Source organism: Streptomyces sp. NPDC101234 (assembly GCF_044767525.1).
Lineage (GTDB): Bacteria > Actinomycetota > Actinomycetes > Streptomycetales > Streptomycetaceae > Streptomyces > Streptomyces sasae.
In genome coordinates this window covers 176,486-201,385 of the sequence record NZ_JBIWOA010000013.1, presented here as the reverse complement: position 1 = coordinate 201,385, position 24,900 = coordinate 176,486, and the positions used below count along the sequence as shown (strand labels likewise).

Annotated in this window: 26 protein-coding genes; 12 read left to right on the top strand and 14 right to left on the bottom strand. The window is 71.9% G+C overall.

Annotation, left to right across the window (positions count from 1 at the left end):
• Window positions 1-25: 25 nt before the first annotated feature.
• Window positions 26-565, bottom strand: coding sequence for a hypothetical protein (locus ACIRR9_RS24675; RefSeq protein ID WP_403755523.1), 540 nt, complete (start codon window positions 563-565; stop codon window positions 26-28).
• Window positions 566-769: 204 nt separating this feature from the next.
• On the opposite strand from ACIRR9_RS24675, the gene ACIRR9_RS24670 reads away from it, so the two are divergent.
• Window positions 770-2,413, top strand: a complete 1,644-nt coding sequence (locus ACIRR9_RS24670) for a DNA repair helicase XPB (RefSeq protein ID WP_403755520.1) — start codon at window positions 770-772, stop codon at window positions 2,411-2,413.
• On the opposite strand, the gene ACIRR9_RS24665 is transcribed toward ACIRR9_RS24670, so the two are convergent.
• On the bottom strand, window positions 2,371-3,465 hold the full coding sequence (locus ACIRR9_RS24665) for a glycosyltransferase 87 family protein (protein ID WP_403755745.1): 1,095 nt from the start codon (window positions 3,463-3,465) through the stop codon (window positions 2,371-2,373). The two genes, ACIRR9_RS24670 and ACIRR9_RS24665, sit on opposite strands and share 43 nt — an antisense overlap.
• A gap of 162 nt (window positions 3,466-3,627) precedes the next feature.
• Window positions 3,628-3,807 (bottom strand): hypothetical protein, encoded by a 180-nt coding sequence (locus ACIRR9_RS24660; RefSeq protein WP_403755517.1) that lies wholly within the window; start codon window positions 3,805-3,807, stop codon window positions 3,628-3,630.
• Between the two features lie 335 nt (window positions 3,808-4,142).
• Between ACIRR9_RS24660 and ACIRR9_RS24655 the strand changes: the two genes are divergently transcribed.
• Window positions 4,143-6,221, top strand: coding sequence for a HelD family protein (locus tag ACIRR9_RS24655; RefSeq protein WP_403755514.1), 2,079 nt, complete (start codon window positions 4,143-4,145; stop codon window positions 6,219-6,221).
• Between the two features lie 178 nt (window positions 6,222-6,399).
• Here ACIRR9_RS24655 and ACIRR9_RS24650 read toward each other — a convergent pair whose 3' ends face one another.
• The 5 genes from ACIRR9_RS24650 to ACIRR9_RS24630 form a co-directional block, all read right to left on the bottom strand.
• Complete coding sequence (locus ACIRR9_RS24650; protein ID WP_403755511.1) at window positions 6,400-7,065, bottom strand: response regulator; 666 nt, start codon at window positions 7,063-7,065, stop codon at window positions 6,400-6,402.
• Window positions 7,062-8,111 (bottom strand): sensor histidine kinase, encoded by a 1,050-nt coding sequence (locus ACIRR9_RS24645; protein ID WP_403755742.1) that lies wholly within the window; start codon window positions 8,109-8,111, stop codon window positions 7,062-7,064. The genes ACIRR9_RS24650 and ACIRR9_RS24645 overlap by 4 nt, the downstream gene beginning before the upstream one ends.
• Window positions 8,112-8,269: 158 nt before the next feature.
• Complete coding sequence (locus tag ACIRR9_RS24640) at window positions 8,270-8,800, bottom strand: hypothetical protein (protein ID WP_403755508.1); 531 nt, start codon at window positions 8,798-8,800, stop codon at window positions 8,270-8,272.
• Between the two features lie 262 nt (window positions 8,801-9,062).
• Window positions 9,063-9,755 carry a copper homeostasis protein CutC gene (locus ACIRR9_RS24635; protein WP_403755505.1) on the bottom strand — a complete coding sequence of 231 codons (693 nt, stop codon included), beginning with the start codon at window positions 9,753-9,755 and terminating at the stop codon, window positions 9,063-9,065.
• 103 nt (window positions 9,756-9,858) lie between these two features.
• Window positions 9,859-10,530, bottom strand: coding sequence for a maleylpyruvate isomerase family mycothiol-dependent enzyme (locus ACIRR9_RS24630; RefSeq protein WP_403755502.1), 672 nt, complete (start codon window positions 10,528-10,530; stop codon window positions 9,859-9,861).
• 48 nt (window positions 10,531-10,578) lie between these two features.
• Here ACIRR9_RS24630 and ACIRR9_RS24625 point away from each other — a divergent pair, with 48 nt between their 5' ends.
• Both ACIRR9_RS24625 and ACIRR9_RS24620 read left to right on the top strand, forming a co-directional pair.
• Entirely contained in the window at window positions 10,579-11,244 is a 666-nt protein-coding gene (locus ACIRR9_RS24625; protein ID WP_403755499.1) for a hypothetical protein, read from the top strand.
• Window positions 11,245-11,277: 33 nt separating this feature from the next.
• Entirely contained in the window at window positions 11,278-12,324 is a 1,047-nt protein-coding gene (locus ACIRR9_RS24620; protein WP_403755739.1) for a GNAT family N-acetyltransferase, read from the top strand.
• A 6-nt stretch (window positions 12,325-12,330) separates the two neighbouring features.
• Here ACIRR9_RS24620 and ACIRR9_RS24615 read toward each other — a convergent pair whose 3' ends face one another.
• Both ACIRR9_RS24615 and ACIRR9_RS24610 read right to left on the bottom strand, forming a co-directional pair.
• Window positions 12,331-12,600, bottom strand: coding sequence for a DUF4031 domain-containing protein (locus ACIRR9_RS24615; protein WP_123976096.1), 270 nt, complete (start codon window positions 12,598-12,600; stop codon window positions 12,331-12,333).
• Window positions 12,597-12,980, bottom strand: coding sequence for a hypothetical protein (locus ACIRR9_RS24610; RefSeq protein WP_403755495.1), 384 nt, complete (start codon window positions 12,978-12,980; stop codon window positions 12,597-12,599). The genes ACIRR9_RS24615 and ACIRR9_RS24610 overlap by 4 nt, the downstream gene beginning before the upstream one ends.
• A 55-nt stretch (window positions 12,981-13,035) precedes the next feature.
• On the opposite strand from ACIRR9_RS24610, the gene ACIRR9_RS24605 reads away from it, so the two are divergent.
• The 3 genes from ACIRR9_RS24605 to ACIRR9_RS24595 all read left to right on the top strand — a co-directional run bounded on the left by ACIRR9_RS24605 (window position 13,036) and on the right by ACIRR9_RS24595 (window position 16,555).
• Window positions 13,036-13,998, top strand: a complete 963-nt coding sequence (locus ACIRR9_RS24605; protein WP_403755492.1) for a MurR/RpiR family transcriptional regulator — start codon at window positions 13,036-13,038, stop codon at window positions 13,996-13,998.
• A 138-nt stretch (window positions 13,999-14,136) separates the two neighbouring features.
• Window positions 14,137-15,069, top strand: coding sequence for an N-acetylmuramic acid 6-phosphate etherase (murQ, locus tag ACIRR9_RS24600; RefSeq protein ID WP_403755489.1), 933 nt, complete (start codon window positions 14,137-14,139; stop codon window positions 15,067-15,069).
• Window positions 15,070-15,085: 16 nt separating this feature from the next.
• Window positions 15,086-16,555 (top strand): PTS transporter subunit EIIC, encoded by a 1,470-nt coding sequence (locus ACIRR9_RS24595; protein ID WP_403755486.1) that lies wholly within the window; start codon window positions 15,086-15,088, stop codon window positions 16,553-16,555.
• Here ACIRR9_RS24595 and ACIRR9_RS24590 read toward each other — a convergent pair.
• Together ACIRR9_RS24590 and ACIRR9_RS24585 are read right to left on the bottom strand one after the other, a co-directional pair.
• A complete protein-coding gene (locus ACIRR9_RS24590) occupies window positions 16,500-18,041 on the bottom strand; it encodes a subtype B tannase (protein WP_403755736.1) in 1,542 nt (513 codons plus the stop codon). The two genes, ACIRR9_RS24595 and ACIRR9_RS24590, sit on opposite strands and share 56 nt — an antisense overlap.
• Window positions 18,042-18,191: 150 nt before the next feature.
• A complete protein-coding gene (locus tag ACIRR9_RS24585; RefSeq protein WP_403755483.1) occupies window positions 18,192-18,584 on the bottom strand; it encodes a hypothetical protein in 393 nt (130 codons plus the stop codon).
• 114 nt (window positions 18,585-18,698) lie between these two features.
• Between ACIRR9_RS24585 and ACIRR9_RS24580 the strand changes: the two genes are divergently transcribed.
• Together ACIRR9_RS24580 and ACIRR9_RS24575 are read left to right on the top strand one after the other, a co-directional pair.
• Window positions 18,699-19,538, top strand: coding sequence for a helix-turn-helix domain-containing protein (locus ACIRR9_RS24580; protein WP_403755734.1), 840 nt, complete (start codon window positions 18,699-18,701; stop codon window positions 19,536-19,538).
• The gene (locus ACIRR9_RS24575) at window positions 19,522-19,791 is read left to right on the top strand and encodes a DUF397 domain-containing protein (RefSeq protein WP_403755480.1); all 270 of its coding nucleotides are present in this window, start codon (window positions 19,522-19,524) and stop codon (window positions 19,789-19,791) included. The genes ACIRR9_RS24580 and ACIRR9_RS24575 overlap by 17 nt, the downstream gene beginning before the upstream one ends.
• On the opposite strand, the gene ACIRR9_RS24570 is transcribed toward ACIRR9_RS24575, so the two are convergent.
• Complete coding sequence (locus ACIRR9_RS24570; protein WP_403755477.1) at window positions 19,767-21,431, bottom strand: transglycosylase domain-containing protein; 1,665 nt, start codon at window positions 21,429-21,431, stop codon at window positions 19,767-19,769. The genes ACIRR9_RS24575 and ACIRR9_RS24570 overlap by 25 nt on opposite strands.
• Window positions 21,428-22,498, bottom strand: coding sequence for a sigma factor-like helix-turn-helix DNA-binding protein (locus ACIRR9_RS24565; RefSeq protein ID WP_403755474.1), 1,071 nt, complete (start codon window positions 22,496-22,498; stop codon window positions 21,428-21,430). Before ACIRR9_RS24565 ends, ACIRR9_RS24570 begins: the two co-directional genes overlap by 4 nt.
• 127 nt (window positions 22,499-22,625) lie before the next feature.
• Here ACIRR9_RS24565 and ACIRR9_RS24560 point away from each other — a divergent pair, with 127 nt between their 5' ends.
• The 3 genes from ACIRR9_RS24560 to ACIRR9_RS24550 all read left to right on the top strand — a co-directional run bounded on the left by ACIRR9_RS24560 (window position 22,626) and on the right by ACIRR9_RS24550 (window position 24,893).
• Complete coding sequence (locus ACIRR9_RS24560; protein WP_403755471.1) at window positions 22,626-23,141, top strand: SigE family RNA polymerase sigma factor; 516 nt, start codon at window positions 22,626-22,628, stop codon at window positions 23,139-23,141.
• On the top strand, window positions 23,131-23,778 hold the full coding sequence (locus ACIRR9_RS24555) for a hypothetical protein (protein WP_403755468.1): 648 nt from the start codon (window positions 23,131-23,133) through the stop codon (window positions 23,776-23,778). Before ACIRR9_RS24560 ends, ACIRR9_RS24555 begins: the two co-directional genes overlap by 11 nt.
• 227 nt (window positions 23,779-24,005) lie before the next feature.
• Window positions 24,006-24,893: a hypothetical protein gene (locus tag ACIRR9_RS24550; protein WP_403755465.1), complete on the top strand. Its 888-nt coding sequence runs from the start codon at window positions 24,006-24,008 to the stop codon at window positions 24,891-24,893.
• Window positions 24,894-24,900 lie beyond the last annotated feature (7 nt).

The window sequence follows — 24,900 nt, the reverse complement described above, 5'->3', positions numbered from 1 at the left end:
AGCAAGGACAAGAGGGTGCGGCGGACTAGCAGTTCCGTACGGGCGCGGTGGCCGGCAGGCCGAAGTGGGTCCGGGCCGCGGCCTGCAGCCCGGCGGACTCCATCTCCTGGTTGAGGCGGGACTCGGCGTAGGGGCTGAAGTGGTCCTCGTCCCATTCGGCGTCGTCGTCCGGCGCCTCCTCCTGGGAGACGACGCGGTAGCCGCCGTTCGTCCGGTCCCGCTCCAGCCGTATCACCTGCGGTATCTGCGCGCCGCTGCACTCCATCAGCGCGTCCCCGCGCACCCCGTACTCAAGGCAGAGCGTGTCGACGCCCGCCCGCACCAGGTCCCCGCTCTCCGTGAGGTCCAGCGCCTCCGCCCGGCAGAACCACCGCGACCGGAGCGAGGGCTCGCTCTCCGCGGCCCCGTTCCCGGCGGACTGCGTCACGAGCCGGGTCTCGATCGCGGGACGCACGTCGGCCCACAGACCGGCGTCCACCGCGCTCGACCCGCGCGCCCACACCCCGGCGGCCACCAGCACCACCACGGCCCCCGCGCCGGGTCCCCAGATGCGTATGGACGTCACCGCACGCCTCCTCGCCGGGCCACGCGCGCTGCGCGGCCTCCACCGGACATGACACCCGAAACGGGCCCGAGGTTGCACCGGACGATCAGACGGGGTCCGTTCGGGGACCGAGGTGATCGCTGGCGCATGAGGCACACTGGAACTTTGGTCCATGACGATGGCCGCATGAACGGCCTCATGGGCCGGAGGGAAAGGGTGCCGCGCGTGAATGGTCCGTTGATCGTCCAGTCCGACAAGACCCTGCTCCTGGAAGTCGACCATGAGCGGGCCGACGACTGCCGTCGGGCCATCGCGCCCTTCGCGGAGCTGGAGCGGGCGCCCGAGCACATCCACACCTACCGGGTGACCCCGCTGGGGCTGTGGAACGCGCGGGCGGCCGGGCACGACGCCGAACAGGTCGTGGACGCCCTGGTCGAGTACAGCCGCTACCCGGTGCCGCACGCGCTGCTGGTCGACATCGCCGAGACGATGGACCGGTACGGGCGGCTGACGCTCAGCAAGCACCCGGCGCACGGGCTGGTGCTGACGACCACCGACCGCCCGGTCCTCGAGGAGATCCTGCGCTCCAAGCGGATCATCCCGCTGGTGGGCGCCCGGATCGACCCCGACACCGTCGTCGTGCACCCCTCCGAGCGGGGGCAGATCAAGCAGACCCTGCTGAAGCTGGGCTGGCCGGCCGAGGACCTCGCCGGGTACGTGGACGGCGAGGCGCACCCCATCGAGCTCGCCGAGGACGGCTGGACGCTGCGGCCGTACCAGAAGCAGGCCGTGGAGAACTTCTGGCACGGCGGGTCCGGTGTCGTCGTCCTGCCCTGTGGGGCCGGGAAGACGCTGGTCGGCGCCGGGTCCATGGCGCAGGCCAAGTCGACGACGCTCATCCTCGTCACCAACACCGTGTCCGCGCGGCAGTGGAAGCACGAGCTGGTGAAGCGGACGAGTCTCACCGAGGACGAGATCGGTGAGTACAGCGGGACGCGCAAGGAGATCCGGCCCGTCACGATCGCCACGTACCAGGTGCTGACGACCAAACGGAAGGGTGTCTACCCGCACCTCGAACTCTTCGACTCCCGGGACTGGGGTCTGATCGTCTACGACGAGGTCCATCTGCTGCCGGCTCCTGTCTTCAAGTTCACCGCCGACCTCCAGGCGCGCCGGCGGCTGGGGCTGACGGCCACCCTCGTACGCGAGGACGGCCGGGAATCGGACGTGTTCTCCCTGATCGGGCCCAAGCGTTTCGACGCCCCGTGGAAGGAGATCGAGGCGCAGGGCTACATCGCACCCGCCGACTGTGTCGAGGTTCGGGTGAACCTCACGGACTCGGAGCGGCTGGCCTACGCCACCGCCGAGACCGAGGAGAAGTACCGCTTCTGTGCGACCACCGCGACCAAGCGGAAGGTCACGGAGGCGATCGTGAAGCGTTTCGCGGGCCAGCAGATCCTGGTGATCGGCCAGTACATCGACCAGCTCGACGAGCTGGGCGAGCACCTGAACGCCCCTGTCATCAAGGGCGAGACCTCCAACGCCCAGCGCGAGAAGCTCTTCGACGCCTTCCGCGAGGGCGAGATCAGCGTGCTGGTCGTGTCGAAGGTCGCCAACTTCTCCATCGACCTGCCGGAGGCCACGGTCGCCGTCCAGGTCTCGGGTACCTTCGGCTCCCGCCAGGAGGAGGCCCAGCGCCTCGGCCGGGTGCTGCGTCCCAAGGCGGACGGCCACCAGGCCCACTTCTACTCCGTCGTCGCCCGCGACACGATCGACCAGGACTTCGCCGCCCACCGGCAGCGCTTCCTGGCGGAGCAGGGGTACGCCTACCGGATCGTGGACGCCGACGAGATCCTCGCGGAGGGCTGAGGCCCACCGCCCCGCAGGGCTCGGCCGTGCCGCCGTAGGGCGACGGCCGCGCCCGCCAGCAGCGCCAGCCCCAGCAGCGGGTACGGCGACGCGAAGGGCTGCTGCCACCACGGCAGGTGCAGGTCACGGTCGCCCTCGTGGGGCAGCAGCCACATCGTGCGGGCGGTGAAGAGGGCCGCCGTGGTGAGGGCGAGGGCCGGGCGGCGCTCCGCCAGGAGGACCGCCAGGAGCGGGACGCACCAGACCCAGTGGTGGGACCAGCTGATCGGGCAGACCAGCAGGGCCGTGAACGCGGTGAGCAGGATGCCCCGGCGGTCACCGTGCACATGGCGGGCGCGGGTCGCCAGCCACAGCCCCGCCGCCGCCAGCCCGGCCGCCGGGAGCGACCACGCGAGCCCCGGTGCCTCCGCGCCCAGCGCCCTTGCGATCAGGCCCTGAAGCGACTGGTTGTCGACGATCCACGCCTTGCCGACCCGGCCCGTCTCGAACAGGCGCCGCGTCCAGAAGTCCACGGAGGCCGGGGGGAGGAGAAGGGCACCGAGCAGGACCGTGCCCACGAAGGACGCCGTCGCAACGCCTGCCTCCTTTCTGCGTGCGGTGAGGAACAGATACGCGATGAAGATCGCCGGGGTGAGTTTGACGCCCGTCGCGATGCCCAGGGCCAGACCCTTGGCGGGGGCGCCGGGCGGACGGGTGAGGTCCCAGAGGACCAGGCAGGCGATCGCCAGGTTGATCTGGCCGAAGAGGAGTGTCTGGAAGACCGGCTCCAGCCAGAGGGCGAGGGCCGTCGCCGCGCACAGCGGCGCAAGGGGCAGCGGGCGCCCGGCCAGCCGGGCGGAGAGGGCGACGAGACAGGCGAGCAGGAGCGCGTTGCCCGCGAGGAACGCCACCTTCAGGGCCGGGACGGGGATCCAGGTCGTCGGGACGAACAGGACCGCCGCGAAGGGCGGATACGTCGCCGGCAGCCGCCACTCGGTGACCGTGAAGCCGTACAGATCACCGCCGTGGACCACGGCCTCGCCCTCGGCCCGGTAGACCAGCAGATCGGCCATCGGGGCGTGCAGCAGGACGCAGAGGGCGGCGAAGGAGCAGAGAGAGACCGCCAGGAGGGAGCTGGACAGGCGGAGGGAGACGGGCGGGGGGAGAGAGATGGACAGAGAGAGAGGGGAGGACGTCACCGTCGTCCGGTTCGGCACGCAGGTGACCCTATGCTGTCACTTACGGCGTATGCCTGTTTCCTCGCCGTATTCGCCGAGCAGGACGACACTGATCGCCGCGCCGACGAAGACCTTGACGGCACGCAGGGCGTCGCCCAGGCGGTGGGTGGGAACGCCGTCCACGGCTGTGGCGCCCGGGGGGCGGCTGGGGGCTGGTGTGATGGTTGCTGCGCTCATGCCTCAATGGTGGAACTTCGGGCATAAGGACGGCATCGGTCCACGGGTCCAATTTCCGGCATCCGCCCGTACACCCTCGGATGGACCTTGCCCCCTACCTCAGACCGCCCTCCAGGGTGACACTCCCCCTAGGGGGCACGGCACGGAAGCCGGCCGACGGCCGACCGGGGGAAAATCCATTGGCCTCCCCGGCCCCGTCTCACTAGACTCTCCGCTCTTGCCCGCCTCCGCCCCCCGGAGTGCCGCCGCCCGGACGGAAACCGGTCGGCTGATCGCCACCCGTGCGCCATCCACACCTGAGCGCCGACCACCCGCAGGCCTTCGGAGGCACCCCCTTGTCCACGCCCGCCCACGACCCGCTCACGGACCCGCACACCGCACCCGCCGACGACCCCCTCTCCCGCGAGCGCTCCCACCTCGCGTCCTCCCGCTCCGCGCTGCGCGCCATGCGCGAGGACGTCGAGTCGCTGGACATCAGCAACGTCACCGCGAACTGGGTCAACGCCGAGGTCCTGGCCCGCCAGATCGACGAGCGCATCAAGGCGCTGGCCGACCTCAGCGACACGCCTCTCTTCTTCGGCCGCCTCGACTACCTGCACGCCCCCGGCGCCGACCGGGCCGAGGGCGCGGACGGGGAGCGTTTCTACATCGGGCGCCGACATGTGCACGACCACGACGGCGACCCGATGGTCATCGACTGGCGGGCGCCGGTCTCGCAGCCGTTCTACCGGGCGTCCAAGAAGGACCCGATGGACATCGCGCTGCGCCGCCGCTTCGGGTACACGCGCGGCGACATCACGGCGTACGAGGACGAGCACCTGTCCGACCCCGCGGAGGCGGCCCGTACCAGCAAGCTGCTCCAGCAGGAGATCGAGCGGCCGCGCGTCGGTCCGATGCGGGACATCGTGGCGACCATCCAGCCCGAGCAGGACGAGATCGTGCGCAGCGGGCTCGGCGGGACCGTGTGCGTACAGGGTGGCCCGGGGACCGGAAAGACCGCGGTCGGCCTGCACCGGGTGGCCTACCTCCTCTACGCCCACCGGGAGCGGCTGGCCCGCACCGGCACCCTGGTCATCGGCCCGAACCGGTCCTTCCTCCACTACATCGAGCAGGTGCTGCCGGCGCTGGGCGAGTTGACCGTGCAGCAGGCGACGGTGGACGACCTGGTGGCGACCGGCGTCGAGGTACGCGGCACCGACGACGCGCCGGCCGCGGTCATCAAGGGCGACGCACGGATGGCGGAGGTGCTGCGCAGGGCCGTGTACGCGCATGTCACCCTGCCCACCGAGCCGGTCGTGGTGGTCCGCGGCTCCCGTCGCTGGCGCGTCCCGGCGTACGAACTGGAAGCCATCGTCCGGGAGTTGCTGGACCGCGGCATCCGGTACGGCGCCGCGCGCGAGGCCCTGCCGCAGCGCATCGCACACGCCGTGCTGGTCCAGATGGAGCGTTCGGGAGAGGCGCCGGACGACCGGGTGCAGGACTCGGTGGCGCGCAACGCGGCGGTGAAGGCGGTCGTCAAGCAGGTCTGGCCGCCGGTCGACCCGGCGAAGCTGGTGCTGCGCCTGCTGACGGACGCGGACTTCCTCGCGGAGCACGCCGCCGGGATCCTCGACGAGGACGAGCAGAAGACGATCGTGTGGGCGAAGCCGGTGCGCAGCGTGAAGTCGGCCAAGTGGTCGGCCGCGGACGCCGTGTTGATCGACGAGACGACGGATCTCGTCCAGCGCACGCACTCCCTCGGCCATGTGGTCCTCGACGAGGCGCAGGACCTGTCCCCCATGCAGTACCGCGCGGTCGGCCGCCGCTGCACCACCGGTTCGGCGACCGTCCTCGGCGACCTGGCGCAGGGCACCACGCCCTGGGCGACGCGGAGTTGGGACGAGGCGCTGGCCCACCTCGGCAAGTCGGACGGTGTGATCGAGGAACTGACGGCCGGTTTCCGCGTCCCGACGGACGTCATCACCTACGCCTCCCGGCTCCTCCCCCACATCGCCCCCGGTCTCACCCCGGTCGCCTCGGTCCGTGAGAACCCCGGCTTCTTCGAGGTCCGTACGGCCGAGGACACCGCCGAAGTGATCGCCGCCTGCGAGGAGTTGCTGCGCAACGAGGGTTCGACGGGCCTGATCGCGGCGGACGCCCGCGTACCCGAGCTGGCCGAAGCGCTCACGGATGCGGGGATCGGCTACCTTGCCCCCGGCGAGGAGACCACGGCCGAAACCCGCCTCACCCTGGTCCCGGCCTCGCTCGCCAAGGGCCTGGAGTACGACTACGTGGTCCTCGACGAGCCCCAGGCGGTGGTCGACGGCGAACCGGACGAACGGACCGGGCTACGACGGCTGTACGTGTCGCTGACGCGAGCGGTGTCCGGCCTGATCGTCACTCACGGGGCCCCCTTGCCGCCGCAGCTGACCTGAACCGATCCCCTGACACTCCTCGGCCGGCGGCGGGTCCGGATGAGGATGCCGGCGAGGTGGAGTGCGTCGGGCCGGTCTTCTTCCTTGCCACCGGCGGCGCCCGTCTCGCCACCGGCCGGACGCTCGACGTGGACGGCGGCCGCCACCTGCTGTGCGGCCGCCCCGCGGGGCCGGGAGGTCAGGCCAGGCCGGCCGCGATGGCGCGGCGCACGGCGTCGGCCCGGTCCCGGATGTCGGCCTTGGCGAAGAGGTTGTTGATGTGCGTCTTGACGGTCGCCTCGCTCACGAAGAGCTTCTCGGCGATCGCGCGGTTGGGCAGACCCTGGCCGATCAGGGTGAGCACTTCGCGTTCGCGGGGCGTGAGATCCGCGGGCAGCTGCTGTCCGGACGCCGTCGGCCTGGCGCGGACGGTGGCCAGCAGCCGGTCCTGGACCTCGCGGTCCAGGACGGACTGGCCCGCGGCGGCGGCGCGGATCGCGCGGACGATGTCCTGGCGTCCGGCGTTCTTCGTCAGATAGCCGCGGGCGCCCGCGCTGAGGGCTGCCAGGATCGAGTCGTCGTCGGCGAACGTGGTGAGCACGACGACGGCCACCCCGGGGTGTTCGTCGCTCAGCCTGCGGGTGGTCTCGATTCCGTCGAGCACGGGCATCCGCAGGTCCATCAGCACGACGTCCACCGGATGGGCGGCGACCGCGTCCAGTACGCCGTTGCCGTCCGCGGCCGCCGCGACGACGTCGATGTCCTCGGCCAGACCCAGTACCGCGGCGAGCGGTTCGCGGACGGCGGCCTGGTCGTCGGCGACGACCACGCGCAACGGCCGGGAGCTCTCGGTGGGTTCACTCATCGCGGGATCACTGCCTCCACTTGCCAGCCGCCCTGGTCCGGTCCCTCGGTGACCGGTCCGGCGGTGAGGGTGCCGCCCAGCAGGGCGACGCGTTCGCGCATTCCGATCAGCCCCATTCCGCTGCCGCCCCCCGCGTTCACCGTACGGGTGGCGTGCCGGTTGCGGATCGTCAGCGCCGTCGAGGAGGCCGCGAAGGCCAGCTCCACCCGCACCGCACCGCCCGGGGCGTGCCGCGCGGCGTTGGTCAGGGATTCCTGGGCGATCCGCAGCAGGTTCTGGGTCACCCGGGCCGGTACCTCCACGGGGGTGCCGCGGACGGTCAGGGCGTCGCGGTGGCCGGACGACTCCAGCATCGCGGTGAGGGTCTCCACCAGCGGCAGCGAGTCCTCGCGGAGTGCGTGGACGGTCCACTGCGCCTGCTTCAGGCTCTCCTTGACGAGGCTGTGGGCCTTGTCGTTGACCGCCCTGACCTTCTCCAGGTCGCCGGTGTCGAGCAGCGCGTCGGCCAGTTCCAGCTGCATGTTGATCCCGGCCAGCGTGTGTGCCAGGACGTCGTGCACGTCCCGGGCGATCCGGGCGCGTTCGGTGAGCACGGCGGCCTGCGCCTCGGCCCGGGCGGCGCGCTCCGCGCTCTCGGCCGCCGACAGCGCGGCGTCCACGGCCTGGTGCTGGACGCGGTTGAGCATCCCGATCAGGACCGGTGCGCCGGTGGTGAGTCCGACGGCCCAGGGCAGCAGGTGGTGACCGGGTCCGACATGGAAGTACAGGACGCCGCCGCAGAGCAGGCTGCAGGCCAGCGCCAGGACGAGGGCCTGTCTGGCCGGCAGCCGGTATCCGATGTGCCCGGAGAGGAAGAAGGCGAAGAGGTAAGCCGTTCCGCTGCGGCTGACGCCGATCAGCGCGGCCGCCGCGAGAATGCCCAGCGCCAGCCAGGCGACGGCGGCACGCGGCGGGACCTTGCCCAGGGGCAGGCCCCGGGCCAGCAGCGCCGCGCAGTTCAGTACGAACAGGACCGCGACCACCAGCCCCCGCCCGCTGACGCCCATCGGCTGGATCGTCAGGGCCCCGCTGACGATGACCGCCACGGTCAGGGCCCACTGCGCCCGGGGGTCCTGGCCCGGGATCGGCCGGGGCGCGGCCGATGGGGGCGGGACCTGTCCGGGGGAGGAGGCGGTCTCGGCGGTGGGCACGGCCAGACCATAGCTCACGGTCGGACCGCGACACGGTTCGCGGCAGGGGCGGGCTGCCCGGCGGTCAGCATCCGGCTACGGACGAAGATCGTGGCCAGCCGGGTGACGACCTCGGTGAGCGCCATCAGGACGAAGGCCGCCACCCATGCCTGGTCGCTGGTGATGTGGTGGGCGAGGCTGAACCGGGCGACGTCGTCGGCGCCGCCGTGCTCGGTCCACAGCTGGAAGCCCATCCGGGCGCCCATGCCGAGCACCCACAGGATCGCGGAGACCGCGCCCGCCTTGATCAGGATGTGCTCGCCCGCGGTCCTGACCCGGGTGTAGACGCCGCCGGCGATGCCGAGTACGGCGCCCGCGCCCATGAGCGTGCCGACCAGTATCAGGTCGTTGCCCCCGGTGGGAACGGAGTCCAGGTACGTGTGGGCCACGTAGGCCACGATCCCCAGCGGGATCAGGAAGGTCCTGAGGTCCAGCCGGCCTTCCCGCAGCTGCCGGAAGACGACGAGGATGAGAGCGATGTCGGTGATCCACTCGGTCGTTGTCATGCCCCCAAGCCTGCTGTCGCAGGGCCCGCGACGCCTGGACCCACGGGTGGAACCCGGGGTGGAGAAGCACGCGGCCGTTCGCGGTCGGCCGCGTCGCCCCTCCGGTCCCGGGCGGCTGTCCGGACCGGGGACGGCGGGGGTGACCACGGCCGGTGGGGTGCCGTGCGGATCGTCGCCGGGTGCGGGTGCATCGGGGCTTGTCGCGCAGTTCCTCCCCCGGCCTTCGGCCGGGGGTACCCCCAGCGCCCCTGGGCGGGACCGCTCACGGTCGGTCCAGGACTTGGCGCCATTCCTGTACCGCCTCCGCCGACACCGGGCCGGCCCAGCCACCCGGCCTCGCCGCGCCGCCGATGTGGAACGCGCCGATGCCCGCCGCCCGGAGCTCGGGCACATGATCGAGCCGTAGCCCTCCGCCCACCAGGATCGTCTGCCCGTACCCCGGCTCCCCGCCCCGGCGCGCCTCCGCCCGCAGCGTGGGGAAGCCCTCGTCCACGCCCTCCGCGGCGCCCGCCGTGAGGTAGGTGTCCAGGCCCGGCAGGTCGGCGAGTTCCTTGCGCAGCGCGTCCCGGTCGGCGGCCCGGTCGATGGCCCGGTGGAAGGTCCAGCGGCAGCCCTCCAGCACCTCCACCACCCGCTCCACCGCGGTCAGGTCCACCCCGCCCGCCGCGTCGAGGAATCCGAGCACGAACTGGTCGGCCCCGGCCGCCCGCAGCTCCCCGGCCGCCCCCACCAGGCGGTCGACGTCGCCCGCCGCGAACCCGTCCGCCAGCCGCAGCATCACGCGCAGGTCGATGTCGACGGCGGCCCGGATCGCGGTGAAGGTCCGGGTCGGCGGGGTCAGGCCGTCGGCCGCCATGTCGGTGACCAGTTCGAGGCGGTCCGCGCCTCCGGCCTGGGCGGCGACCGCGTCCCCGGCGTCGAGGGCGATCACCTCCAGGACTGCACGCGTGCTCATAGGACCCCTTCCGTCGGTGTTCCCCTGGAGCGGCTACAGGAGGTCTAGTCCAATCCCAGGGTACGTGCCGACCGTGCGAGGCCGCGAGACCGCCCCCGGCCGCTCACCCGTACAGATTCAGCTCCCTCACCTCCGCCCCCGTCAGCTCGTACGGCACCCCGTCGGCCGACCGCCCGGTGTACAGCCGTACGAGCGTCGCCGCGTCCCCGAGGAAACGGGCCGGTGTCCGTGTCCCGCTCGACACGCCCAGCTGCAGCGGCTCGTCCGCGTCATCCAGATCGGCCTGCAACCGCAGGTGCCCTCGCTCGCGGGTCACCCGGGCCAGCAGCGAGAGCGCGTGGGGCAGACCCGCGCCCGTGTATGCCCCCGGCTCGCCGAGCGTGTCGCGGACGTCACCGGCGTGCACCCACTCCCCCAGGGCTATCCGGTCCAGGAGCCCGTCCGCACGCCCCGCGATCACCTCCCCGGCCTCGGTCATCCCGCGCTCCAGTTCGTCCACGACCCGCGCGTTCGCCCAGTCGGCGCGCTCGGCGATGTCCCGGTCGTTCGACTCGGGCGAGAACACCCCCGGCTCGAAACGGCTCTCCACCACCCGGATCAGCGCGGCCGAGCAGTGCGCGAGCACATCCCGCACCGACCACCCCGGACACGCGGCGGTGGGCAGCGCGAAGTCCGCGTCCGGCCTGGAGCGGAGGAGCGGGATCAGCGCATCGCGCTCGACGGTGAGGAGACGTCCGGGCAGCAGGGGGTCGCGTGCAGCGTCAGCAGCAGTCATGCCTGCCACGCTAGGGGCGATGTCGGTGGTGCGCGGGAGAATGAACTCATGGCCGATCTCGACGATCTCCGCTCCCGCTGGCGCCGCGCCCTCCTCATGGCGCGGGACGACGACTCCAGCGGCCCCGACCCCTACCGCTACGCGGACGAACTGCTGCGCCGCTGGCAGGAGCCCCAGCGCCGGTACCACACGCTCGCCCATCTCACCGCGGTCCTCGACCACATCGACGTACTGGAGGAGTACGCGGCCGACCCGGAACTGGTCCGGCTCGCCGCCTGGTTCCATGACGCCGTCTACCTTCCGGACCGCTCGACGAACGAGGAGCGCTCGGCCCGCCTCGCCGAACGCGCCCTCCCCGAGGCGGGGATCTCCGCGAAGAACACCGCGGAAGTCGCCCGGCTGGTCCGGCTCACCGTCACCCACGACCCGGCCGACGGCGACCGCAACGGCGAGGTCCTGTGCGACGCCGACCTCGCGATCCTCGCCGCCCCGCCGTCCGCGTACGCCGCCTACACCGCCGCCGTGCGCGAGGAGTACCACTTCGTGCCCAACGACGCCTTCCGCGAGGGCCGTTCCGCGATCCTCCGGCAACTCCTCGCGCTGCCCCAGCTGTTCAGAACTCCGCACGGCCGCACCGAGTGGGAGCCGACCGCCCGCTACAACCTCGCCGCGGAGCTGGAAATGCTGTCGACCGCGACGGATCCGGCGTCCTAGGGTGCGCCCATGCGACCGGTAGACGCGGATGATGTGAACCAGGCTGTCGCGGGCTCTCTTGCAGTACTGCGACCGGCGGCGGACCGGGACTGGGAGGGGGTCACGGCCGGACGGCTGGAGTGGAGCTGCCGCACCACGGCGTTCCACATCACCGAGTCCTTCATCGGCTACTCCTCCCGCCTCGCCGGACGGGTCCTGGACGGCCGTCTCCCGCTGCGCGTCAGCCTCGCCGAGGGCACCGACAACCACGGCCTGCTGGACGTGGTCGAGGCGACCGGAGCGCTTCTGGCGGCCACCCTCCGCGCCACCCCGCCGGGAGTCCGTGCCTTCCATCCCCAGCGCTTCGGGAGCGCCGACCGCGCGGGCTTCGCCGCGATGGCCGTCGCCGAAGTACTGCTGCACACCCACGATGTGACGGAGGGCCTGGGCGTCCGCTACCGGCCCGCCGAGGAACTCGCCGAGTCCGTCCTGACCTGGATCTTCCCGCACGTCCAGCCGCGCCCGGCCGCCTGGCCGACCCTGCTGTGGGCCACCGGCCGCGGCGAGCTGCCCGGCCGCGCCCCGGTCACCGACTGGGGCTGGTACAACAACCTCGTCATACCCGCCGAACGTCTCGACCTCGTCGGCATCCGCCCGGCCGAGGCCCGTGACCTGCGCGTCGGCGGCGACGGCGGCTTCGAGTGGATCGACGGCGGCCCGTACGAGGGCACCCGGGACGCCGCCGGCTTCATGCTGAAGGCGTACGAAGGGGGCGTGCACCGGCCGGAGTTCGGCGTCTTCGCCCTGGTCCGCCGGGCGGACGGCCGGGCGATCGGCGGCATGGGCTTCCACTCCGCCCCGGACGAGGAGGGCCGGGTGGAGATCGGCTACGACCTCACGGAGGCCGCCCGCGGCAACGGCTACGCGACGGAGGCGCTCCGCGCCCTGGCCGACTGGGCCCTGGCCCGCGACGACGTACGCTCCCTGTTCGCCACCACCGACCCCGCCAACACGCCCTCCCAGGCGGTCCTGTCCCGCGCCGGCTTCACCAAGGTGAGCGAGGACGAGGAAGGCATCGCCTTCGAACTCCGGGGACGGTAGAAGGCGTTACCGCGCCACGTCGCTCTTGCGTCTGCGCAGTCCCGCCCCGTGCAGCAGCCGTACCACCTCACGGCTGCTGACCTCCACGGCACCGGCCCGCACCGCGTCCGCGTAGCGGTGCGACGGGATGTCGTAGTGGTCGCGTTCGAAGGCGCGGCGCGGGACGGCCAACTCCTCCGCGAAGACGTGCAGTTCGGCGTAGGAGACGTCGCTGACCAGGTGGGACCACATCCGGCCGTGGCCCGGCCAGTTCGGTGGGTCGATGTACACGGTCACGAGGACGACATCCCGCCTCCGGTGGCCAGGCCCAGGGAGCCGACGGAGGCGACCTTCACGCCCGCCTTGTGGCACACCCAGTACGGGTCCGGGCCGAGTTCCGGTTCGACATCCAGCGCGTGCGGGTCCCCGGCCTCGCACACCGGGCACAGCGGCCAGCGGCCGTACCGCTCCAGCAGCGCGTCCTGTACGTCCTGGGCCACCAGCCCCGCCACGTACTCCGCCCCGTCCGGCCACTGCTGGACCCACCATCTGCGCTGTACGACGGAGTCCTCGACCAGCGAGACCACATCCGCCTCGGCGACCTCGCCCGCGACCAGATCGGCGAGCACGAGGGCGCGGGCGGCGTGCAACGCCTGTTCCAAGGGGCTTGGGTCCATGGTCCCATTGTGCGCGGTCTTGACCGGGACACCGACCCGAAAATATCTTTCAAGGGTGACCGAGAAGATGAAGGAAATTTTCGGAAACGGAAACGGCCACGGCGACGGCAAAGGCTCGGGAGGCGTGCGGAGGAGCGCGCCGCCGGCTCCGGCCGCCCTCGCGGCCAAGGTGCGTACCCTCGCGCCCTCGATGACCCGCTCGATGCAGCGCGTCGCCGAGGCGGTCGCGGGCGACCCCGCCGGCTGCGCCGCCCTCACGGTCACCGGCCTCGCGGAGCTCACGGGCACGAGCGAGGCGACCGTCGTACGCACCGCCCGGCTGCTCGGCTACCCCGGCTACCGCGACCTGCGGCTCGCCCTCGCCGGGCTCGCCGCGCAGCAGCAGTCGGGGCGGGCGCCCGCCATCACCACCGACATCGCCGTCGACGATCCGATCGCCGACGTCGTCGCGAAACTCGCCTACGACGAGCAGCAGACCCTCGCGGACACGGCCGCCGGCCTCGACACGGCGCAGTTGGGGGCGGCCGTCAGCGCGCTCGCCGGGGCGCGGCGGACGGACGTGTACGGCATCGGGGCGTCCGGGCTGGTCGCCCAGGACCTCACCCAGAAGCTGCTGCGGATAGGGCTGATAGCCCACGCGCACAGCGATCCGCATCTGGCGGTCACCAACGCGGTGCAGTTGCGGGCCGGGGACGTGGCGATCGCGATCACGCACTCCGGGTCCACCGGGGATGTCATAGAGCCGTTGCGGGTCGCGTTCGAGCGGGGGGCCACGACCGTGGCGATCACCGGGCGGCCGGATTCCTCGGTGACGCAGTACGCGGATCATGTGCTGACGACCTCGACCGCGCGGGAGAGCGAGTTGCGGCCGGCCGCGATGTCCTCCCGGACCGGGCAGTTGCTGGTCGTGGACTGCCTGTTCGTCGGGGTGGCGCAGCGGACTTATGAGGCGGCGGCTCCTGCGTTGGCGGCGTCTTATGAGGCGTTGGCTCATCGGCACCGGAATTTGCCCCGATAGACCGTAGAGGTGCGGGTTGTGTGGCGGCTGCGGGTGGGTTGTGGCTTGTCGCGCCCACGCGGCGGTAGCCGCAAATTCAGCACAGCCCCGCGCCCCTGGTTGGTTGACCTAGCGTTAGTCAGAAAGAGCTGTCCTGCCATGACCACCGAACAACACCGCACCCTCCGCACCGAACTCGAGACGCTCACCACCGAGGCCTTCCGGCCCGAGCTCGCCGAGATCGACACGCTCCCGACCCTCGACATCGCCCGTCTGATGAACGGCGAGGACGCCGAAGTCGCCGCCGCTGTCGCTCTGCGGCTTCCCGAGATCTCCGCCGCCATCGACGCCGTCGCCGCCCGTATGGCCCGTGGCGGCCGGCTGGTCTACGCCGGTGCCGGGACGGCCGGGCGGCTCGGGATCCTGGACGCCTCCGAGTGTCCGCCCACCTTCAACACCGACCCGGGGCAGGTCGTCGGTGTCATCGCGGGCGGGCCGCGGGCCATGGTGACGTCGGTGGAAGGCGCCGAGGACTCGGCCGAACTGGCCCGGAAGGACCTGAACGGACTCGGGATCCGTGCCGCTGACACCGTCGTCGGCGTCTCCGCGTCCGGCCGCACCCCCTACGCCGTCGCCGCCGTCGAGCACGCCCGCGCCCTCGGCGCCCTGACCGTCGGCCTGTCCTGCAACGCGGGCAGCGCCCTCGCGGCCGCCGCCGAGCACGGCATCGAGGTGGTCGTCGGGCCCGAACTGCTCACCGGGTCCACCCGGCTCAAGGCCGGCACCGCCCAGAAGCTCGTCCTCAACATGCTGTCGACGATCACGATGATCCGGCTCGGCAAGACCTACGGGAACCTGATGGTCGACGTGCGTGCGTCGAACGACAAGCTCCGGGCCCGCTCCCGGCGCATCGTCGCCCTCGCCACGGGCGCGTCGGACGAGGAGATCGAGGCGGCTCTCACCGCCACCGGCGGCGAGGTGAAGAACGCCATCCTGGTGGTCCTCGCCGGAGTCGACGGACCCTCCGCCGCCCGCCTTCTGGAGGAGTCCCGCGGCCATCTGCGCGCGGCGCTCACCGCCGCGGCCGGCTGACCCGCACGCTCGGGGAGTGCAGAGATCGCCGTACGACACCGCCGCCGCGCTCCTGCCCCTGCTCGGCGGGCCCGCGAACATCACCTCCGTCGCCCACTGCATGACCCGACTCCGGCTGGGGATCGCCGACCGGTCGACGGTGGACGAGGAGGCGGTGCGGGCGGTGCCGGGGGTGCTCGGGGTGGTGACCGACGGGGACACCCTCCAGATCGTCATCGGGCCCGGGGCCGTGGTGGCCGTGACCGCGGAGTTCGAACAGCTGCTGTCCCCCGATGCGCTGCCCACCGATCCGTTCTCCGCCCCTCCGCTGCCCGCCGATCCGCTCTCCCCCGATGCGCTGTCCGCCGAGCGGCTCGCCGCCCGTGGGGCCGAGTTGCGGGCGGAGCGGTCCCGGCGCAACGCGACTCCCCTCAAGACCGCCCTCCGCCGCATCGCCGACGTCTTCGTCCCGCTCATCCCCGCCCTGATCGGCTGCGGAATCCTGGCCGGGCTGGGCGGGCTGCTCGTCAACGCCGGCTGGCTGCCCTGGCTCACCCCGGCCCTCGCCGCCATCGCCTCCGGCTTCATGGCCCTGATCAGCGTCTTCGTCGGCTACAACACGGCGAAGGTGTTCGGCGGGACCCCGGTGCTCGGCGGTGCGGTCGCGGCGATCGTCGTCTATCCGGGGGTCGCGAAGGTCACCGCCTTCGGGGTCGCGCTCTCCCCCGGCCAGGGCGGGGTGCTGGGCGCACTGGCGGCGGCGCTGCTCGCGGTCCGTGTCGAGCGATGGTGCCGAGGCCGGGTCCCCGACACCCTCGACGTCCTCCTCACCCCCACCGTCACCGTCCTGGTCGCCGGACTGGCCACGCTCTACGGCCTCATGTACGCCGCCGGTCTCGTCTCCACCGCCATCGGCACCGCCGCGAACTGGCTCCTGGTCACCACGGGACCGCTCGCGGGGCTCGTCCTCGGCGGGCTCTTCCTCCCCCTCGTCATGCTCGGCCTCCACCAGGCCCTGATCCCCATCCACACCACCCTCATCCAGCAGCAGGGCTACACCGTGCTGCTCCCCCTCCTCGCCATGGCGGGCGCGGGCCAGGTCGGGGCCGCCCTCGCCGTCTACGTCCGCCTCCGCCACGACACCTCGCTCCGTACGACGATCAAGTCGGCGCTCCCGGCGGGCCTGCTGGGTGTGGGCGAACCCCTGATCTACGGGGTGTCCCTGCCGTTGGGCCGCCCCTTCCTCACCGCCTGCGCGGGCGGGGCGGCCGGCGGGGCCTTCGTGGGGTTCTTCGCGGTGCTCGGCGACCGGGTGGGCGCGACGGCGATCGGCCCGTCGGGCTGGGCCCTGTTCCCGCTCCTCACGGGAAACAGGGGCCCGGCCCTCGCGACGGCGATCTACGCGGGCGGTCTGCTGACCGGCTACGCCGTCGGCTTCCTGGCCACGTACCTCAGCTTCGACGGCGATTCTGTCGGCGACGGCTCGTCACTTCGCCGATCCAGGTGATGAAGTCCCCGGGGTCTTCGTCGGCGCCGTGCCCGGCGTCCCAGTAGTACTTGATGTCCACGTCGTCGCCGAGGTTCTTCAGCCTGGCGGCGAGGTTGGCGGCGACGGTGAGCGAGGTGTCGCTGTCCTTCGTGCCGAGGCGGATCCACCAGTGCCTGGCGCGGTTCGGGTTGGCCTGCCCGGCCACGTGGTACATCGCGTTCATCTGGTCGAGCTTCTTCGGGATGTCGCCGTCGAGGCGCGCGCTGTCGCCCTCCGCGTGCCGCAGGCTGTAGAGGGTGAAGTGGCGGACGGCGGTGGTGCCGGTGCCGAACTCGTTGCACTCCGGGGTCGACAGGTCGAAGGCGTCGAAGGCGGGTGCGCTCTTCTTGCGGGCGCCGACGTGGGTGAGGAAGTCCGCCCAGGAGAAAGTGGCGTTCGTGCCGTCCCAGGTGATGAAGGTGTTCGCGGCCAGATAGGTGTCCCGGTCGGTGTCCGACAGGGCGGCCAGGTAGGCGGTGGCCGACGGCTGCAGATGGGTCTTCAGCAGGTACGCGTCGAGGTTGCGGTCGGTCAGCCGCCCGAAGCCGGGCGCGGTCAGCCGCAGGCCGGCGAGATAGCCGGTGAACTGCGCCTTCAGGTCGGCGGATACGGTCGCGTCGACCGTCGTACCGTCGGCGAGCGGGTTGCCGCCCCAGCACCACTCGTAGGACATGTCGGAGTGTTCGAGGTCGGTGATCGGGCACCAGTCGCCGCTGGCGAACACCGCGTCGCTCGTGTCGGCCGCGCCGAGCGCCGCCAGTTCCTCCGCGTACAGGGGGCTGTCGCCGGAGGAGCCGAGCAGCGCGGAGAGCGCGCCACCGGCGCTCGTCCCGGCCGTGACGATCCGGTCCGCGTCGCCCGGTATCAGCCCCCGGTTGAACTTCACGTACCGCACGGCCGCCTTGAGGTCGACGATCGCCGCGGGCGCGCAGCCGTAGTAGACGCCGGACGAGTCGACGAGGGTACGACCGCGGGCGCCCGGCTCGACGATGACGTACCCGGCGAGCAGCGCCAGCTGCGTACGGTTCGGCCCGCTGTCCCCACCGCCGGGCCCGCCCGGTCCACCCGGCCCGCCCGGCCCGCCGGCACCGCCCCCACCTCCGACACCGGTCGCGCTCGCCACCGACGAGGGCATGTAGCCGCCGACGTTGTTGGCCATGAGGATCGGTGCGTGGGTCGCGTCGACGGCGGTCCCGTCGACGGAGACCGGGACACTGACGTTGAGCCCCTGGTACGTGACGTCCACCGGGTTCGCCACGTAACTGGTGACCTTGTAGAAGTGGTACGTGACGTCGTGGGCGGTGCCCTCGGTGTCGGTGATGCTGGTGGTCAGCTCGGTGTAGGCGGTCGGGTCGAAGACCAGGGCGGAGCCGGTGCCCGCCGTGCCCTCCTTCGCCCGGGTCGCGGCCTGCGCGCCCGTCGCGAACCCGACGGCCGGGACCGCGGCGGCCGCGGTGAGCCCCATGACCACAGTTCTGCGCTTCACTCGCTTCACTTCCGTCTCTCGTGTAGGCGGCTCGTGACAACGGGCCCCAGTGCAGCACTGGTTCACAAAATTGTCAGCAATATTGCGGGAAACTCAGGCGGTTCTCAGCCATGCCCGGCACGGCCGCCCTCAACAAGGCAGCCTCCGCGCCCTGTTGGCCCGCCGCACCTGTGCGCGCAGCACCTCCTCCGGAGGCGCCGGCTCCAGCGACTCCACCGGACAGTCCCACTCCCGCCCGCCGGCAAGGGGCCGCACCTGCACACGGCCGCCCTCATGCCCCCTCACCTCGCCGATCCGCCCGTCCCGTACGTCGGTCACATACGTCCCGAACGGCGGCCGTTCCCCACGGATCACGGAGGCCAGCCGCTCCGCGACCCGGACGTTGCAACGCCCCAACTCCACCAGAGCGAAGCGCTCGTCGCTCGCCCCGGTCACCGGATCGACGCAGAGCGACGGCAGTACGACACCGACGCCCCTCAGAGCCAGCCGCAACGACTCCACCACTTCTTCGGTCGACTGCAAGGCCTTACACCTCCACACTGAGTTTCCGACTCGCCACACAGCGTGTTCGCGACGCCTCTAACCTGGCTAGATACGACATCCCAACAACACCGTCTGTTGGACAGGGGCGTGCGCATGGCAGGACCGAGGGACCTGGACCCGTCGTCATCTCCGCGCGCGTTGTTGGGGGCGGAGTTACGGCATGCGCGGGAGCGGAAGGGGCTGAGCCAGGCGGAGTTGGGTCAGCTGGTGTTCGTGAGCGGTTCGTTCATCGGGCAGTTGGAGGCGGGGACGCGGCGGATGCAGCCGGAGTACGCGCGGTTGCTGGACGAAGTCCTGGAGACAGGGGGCTTCTTCACGCGGAACTGCATGGCGGCGGCCAAGTCGAAGTATGAGGAACACTTCGCGGACGTAGCCGAGGCAGAGGCTCAGGCAACGGCGATCAGGGAGTACACACCGCTTCTGATCCCCGGGCTGCTCCAAACGGCCGAGTACGCACGGGCCGTGAACCGCGCATACGGCCCGACGACACCGAAGGAGACCATCGAGGAGTGGGTGGAGGGCCGGATGGAGCGGACCCGCCTGCTCGACCATCCAACAGAGCCGTTGTTGTGGGCGGTGCTTGACGAGGCTGCGTTGCGTCGGGAGACCGGTGGCCGGGCGGTCGTGGCGGAGGCACTGCAGCACGTCGCCACTCTGGCTCGCCGAGGCCGGATCATCATGCAGGTGTTGCCGTTCAGTGCGGGCGGGCACGCGGCACTGCAGGGCGCGCTGAAGCTGATGGAGTTCGCGGGCGCCCCTCCGCTGGTCTACTTCGAGGGTGTACGCAACCGGCGGCTGGAGGACGACCCAGCCACCGTCGCCGAAGTGAGGTTCGTGTTCGACCTCCTCGTGGCCTCCGCTCTCCCACAAGGGAAGTCCCTAGCTTTGGTCGAGGCGTTGGCCGAGGATTACAGCCATGAGGAGCATCCCTGACTACGACCTGAGCACGGCCGTATGGCACAAGTCCAGCTACAGCGCTGGCGGCGACAACTGCCTCGAAGTGGCCCGCTGGCGCAAATCGACGTACAGCGGCGGCAGCGGCGGCGACTGCCTCGAAGTTGCCGTCGACCACCCCGCCCTCACCCCCGTCCGCGACTCCAAAACCGCCCCCCACGGTCCGACGCTCGCGTTCCACCCCTCCGCCTGGGCCGCCTTCGTCGATCACGTCAAGCGCTCCCACAGCTGACTCGCCGTCTGCTCGGCGACCCCTGTCGGCGCGGGAGATGTCGGCAGCTGCGCGGGCACCGTCGTGTTCTTCTTCTTGCCGGGTTTGTCGGCGAAGAGGGAGACCGTCAGGGCCAGCCGGTCGTCGTAGGCGACCGTCCACACCGTGCGGCGTGTGATGCCGCCGCCCGCGCCCGCCGTGAACAGGTTGGCCGCGGGGCCCGCGACCGGCGTGGCGGCGAAGCCGCCGGGGACCGGCTCGGCGACCACGCGGGCCGTCTCCTCGGGCAGGACCCGTTCGCGGTCGGGGTGGGTGGAGTAGACGGTCCGGCCGGCGCGGGTGATGCGGGTGACGGTGTACGGCGCCGCGTACATACCGTCGGCCGCGACCGCCGCGTACGCCGACGTGAGCTTCAGCGGTGTCGGTGCCGCCGTCTTCGGCAGCTTCGCAAGCGGCCCGGCGAACCGGAACTTCGCCAGCGGATCCAACGCCTTGCCCGCCTCCACCGCCCCGCTCACCGCGTCGTTGAAGGGCTGCCGGGCGTAGTCGGAGCCGCCGTAGAGCACGCGCACCGCGCCGTCGCCGGGCTTGATGCCGACGATCGCGGTGTGCAGCTGTACCCCCTTGACCGTGGCCTTGTTTCCCTTGACCAGTGCGACCGCGGAGTCCTGGAGGGTGAGGTCGAAGGTGGTCCTCACCGTGTAGCCACCGCGCGCCAGTTGGTCCTCGGTGATGCCGAGCCGGTCGGCGGCCTCCTTCGCGGCGACGTCGATCAGATACTGCCGCTGGCCCTCGGTCGCGCCCGGCGGATAGAAGCGGAACGCGGGGAAGCGGGCCTCGGCACGCTGTTTCGCGGTGATGTCCCCGCTCGCCGCCATCGCGTCGAGGACCCAGGTCCAGCGGTTCTGGAGGGTCGCGGTCACCTTCGGGTCGGAGCCCGCCTTCTCGTAGTAGGACGGGAGGTTGATGATGGCCGCGAGCGCGGCGCCCTGCCCTACCGTGAGGTCCTTCGTGTCGACGTCGAAGTAGTTGCGGGCGGCGGACTGGATACCGGCGGCGCCCCGGCCGAAGTACACGGTGTTGAGGTAGCCCGCGAGGATCTCGTTCTTGGTGCGGGTGCGGTCCAGTTTGACCGCGATCAGTGCCTCGCGCGCCTTGCGGGACAGCGTCTGCTGAGGGCTGAGCAGTGCGTTCTTGACGTACTGCTGGGTGATGGTGGAGCCGCCCTGCCGCTCGCCACCGGTCAGCGCCGCCGCCACGGCGCGGGCGACGGCCTTCGGGGAGACACCGGAGTCGGTGCGGAAGGACCGGTTCTCCGCGGCGATCACGGCGTCCTGCACATACCGCGGCACCCGCGACAGCGGTACGTCCTGGCGGTCGACCGGACCCCGGCGGCCCAGGTAGGAGCCCTTCTCGTCGAGGAAGACGGTGCTCTGGACGACGGTCTCCGGGTGCGGCTTGGGGATGACGGTGAGCTGGTACGCGACGACGACCGCTCCGCACAGCAGGGCGAGGAGGGCAAGGAGGGCGGCCAGCAGACGGCGCGCGATACGGCCCCGGTTGCGGCGCAGGCGGGTGCGCAGCGGTATGCGGCGCGAACTCGTGGGCGGCGAGGGGGCCTTCGCGGGCTCCGAAGCGGACTCCGTCGTGGGTGTGCTCATGCCCGCCACCCCCCGAACCGCAGCCGTGCGAGGACGGCGCCCGCGCTGTCGTACACCTTGACGCCGCCCGCGCCGCTCTCCGTGCTCCCCGCGAGGATCGCCTTGGCGTCCCGCCCGGACACCGGCACGCTCGCGTACCAGGCGCCCCAGCCGGGGCTGCCCGCCAGAGTGAGCACATTGGCGGCGATCTCGCTGTGACCGGTGTCCAGCTCGACGCGTCCCGGGTCACCGTCGACGCCGTAGTACACCCCGGACACGAGGTACCGGCCGTGCACCGGCTCCGTGTGCTGGGAGGACACGCCGGGGCCGCCGTGCGGATCGTCGGCCACCCCGCTGAAGAAGTCGCTCTCCCGGGGCGTCGACCAGTGGCTGCCGTCCGCCGTCAGCCACAGCTGAACGCCGGGTGCCGCGTCCACCCGCTCGCCGGGGGCCACGATCCGCACCGTGCCGGCCGTCCGCCCCGCCGCCGTACCGGACGACGCCTCGGCGCCGCCGGTCCCGCCGCCGAGGCCGACGGCGAAGAAGGCCGACGGCACCAGCAGCGCGGCGCACCCGGCCGCGAGCACCGCGGTCCGCCGGCGCCGCAGCGTCCGCCCCCGCGTCCGCACCGCCTCCCGCGGGAAGGGTGAATCGGGCACCTCACCGGCCCAGGCGGCATACACCTCGCGCAGCCGCCGGGCGTCGACCCCGACCGCCTTCATGCCCCGCCGTTCGAGGTGGCGCACCGCGCCCACGGAGGTGCCGAGCAGCTGGGCGATCTGCTTGTCGGGCACGGCCTCCCAGTGCCGCAGCACCAGCACGGTCCGTTGCCGGGCGGCACGCCGGCGGCGGCCCGGCCATCGCCGCCGCAGCAGCCAGGTCCGGACGAGCCGGCGCCGTACATGGAAGTCCACGTCGTTGCGCGGGACGCGCCCCCAGCGCGCGTACACCCGTGCCAGCGTGCCGAGCGCCAGCTCCCGCGCGGCGGGCAGATCACCGGTCAGCAACCGTGCGGTGACGAGGAGTTGGGGCCAGCGGTCGCGCGCGTACGCGTCGAAGTCATGAGGGATCCCGGAGCCCGTCCGCATCGTCTTCTCCTTCGGTCGCACGTGTTCGCGTGTGCTTCGATGTACGCCGCGTGTGCGGCCCACGGGACCTGTACGCACGGGTGGGGCGGGTGGGTTGCACGGGAAACGAGAGACTCCGGCGGAGGGCATGACCGAGGACGAGTTCGACGCGTTCTACGCGGCCGCGTTCCCCCGTCTGACCGGGCAGCTCTACGCCTTCACCGGTGACCACGGCGAGGCCCAGGACGTGGTGCAGGAGGCGTTCGTACGCGCCTGGGACCGGCGCAAGTCCTTCCTGGCCGACAACGCCCCCGAGGCGTGGATCCGCACGGTCGCCGTACGGCTGGCGGTCAGCCGCTGGCGGCGCACCCGGCGCTGGCTGGAGTTGATGCGGAAGCACGTCCCGCCCGAGTCGACGCCGGGGCCCGGCCCCGAACACACGGCGCTGGTGGCCGCGTTGCGGCAATTGCCCCATGCACAGCGGTTGGCGATCGTCCTGCACCATCTGTGCGACCTGAGCGTCGAGCAGGTAGCCTCCGAGACCGGCGCGCCCGTGGGCACGGTCAAGGCCCGGCTGTCCCGGGGCCGGGCGGCCCTGGCGCGGTACCTGGGCCCGGACGAGGCCGACGAGCCGGTACGGAAGGAGAGCGGCCGTGTCCGATGAACTGACCCGCGCTCTCCGGGAGCTGGCCGCTCAGAACGAGGCCCCACCGACCGTTCCGGGCGCCGGGATCCGCGGCCTGGCCGTCCGCCGCACCCGCCGCCGTCGCACGACCCTCGCGCTCGGCACCGGCGCGGCGGCGCTGGCCCTGGCGGCCGTCGCTCTGACCCTGAACACAGGCACCGACACCGGCCCCGACCACCGCCCCCCGGCCGCCACCCCGCATCTCACCTCCCCTACACCCTCCCCCTCGGCCTCCGGCTCCCCCTCGCCCTCCGTCTCCGCCGTCCCGACCGCGATCATCGGCACGGTCGACTTCGAGAAGCACACCCTGACGATCGACGGCCGGACCGTGCCCATCGCCGCCGGCTCCCCGACCCTTCTCTCCGCCGGCGTCATGACCGTCACGGCAAAACTCAACATCAAACGGGACCCCATCTCCCTGCTCCCCGACGCCGCCTGCGACATGTCCGATCCATACGTCGTCGAACTCCGCGACACCAACCGGACCAGCATCTACGTCGGCGCCCTCGGCTGCGCCAAGAACACCAACGCCTGGATCGGCCTCAACACGAAGGACGCCGTCTGGCTCTACAGCAGAGTGCAGCCGGGCGACAACATCCTGGTCGTCACGTCGTAGGCCCGGCGGGCACCCGAAGCTCAAGTCGCCAGCTCCGAGCCCTCTTTTCAGGGAATGGGTGGAGGGCCTCAACCCACCCTCCCACCCCGCGTGTTGACTTGACGCGTTCGGCTTGCCACGCACAGTCACGATCGACTGGCGTGCCCGCACAACGAACGAAACAGCCCCCGCCAGGCGCTACCAACACCTGCGGGGGCTTGACCAACAAGATCGGAACAAGCGATCCCATGGCTGACAGCCAGCTTAGTGCTGCCCTCCCGCCCGCGCACGTCTCCCCGCACCCGATGGCCAACTCAGGCTACGGAAAGCGGTCCGCGCCGGACCAACACCGACGCACCGCCCACGACTTCGCTCACCTCCCACCCCGCGAAGCCGCCATCGCCGCATACGTAGACCGGCTCCCCGAGGGCGCCGACATCTCCGTGAAGACGCTGGCCAAGCACCTCCCGTACGGGCAGTGCGCCCTCCGCACCGCCCTCAACGGGCTCCAGACGGCAGGGCACTTGAGGCGAGGCCGGGAACATCTGGTCGACTCCGGCAGCCGACGATGGATCACCCGTTCGTGGTGGTCCCGAACCGCACGCGACGATGACTGGTGGGCGGCGTTCACGCGAGGCGACGTACCGGAGCCGGAGCAGCCGCCCGACGCGCCCCGCGACCGCCCCACCCGCTCCCGCGCCCACATCCTCCTGGCCGCCCTCGGCCGCACCGCCCCGGCCCTCTCCCTCTCCCAGGCCGACTGCGCCGCCCTCGCCCCGCTGCTGACGGAGTGGTTCGCGCGGGGTGCGAGCGACGAGTACGTACTCCACGCACTGACCAGCGGTCTCCCCTCCCCCGTCCACCACCCGGCCGCCCTCCTCCGCAAACGCCTCACCGACAAGCTCCCTCCCGAGCCGGTACGCCCGCCTGCCCGCCCGCCGCTCCGGATCCTGGAGTGCGCGAAGTGCGGCACCCCGGGCCGCCCGGAGGCCCTGCCGGGCGGTATCTGCGGCGCATGCCGGGGCGAACGCGCCCCCAGCAGCCCCAATACGCCCCTGTCACCGTCCGAGGTCCGGTCCCGCGTCGCGGAGATCCGTGGCGCGATGAACGAACGGCGAGAGAGGACACCTGTATGACGGCTTC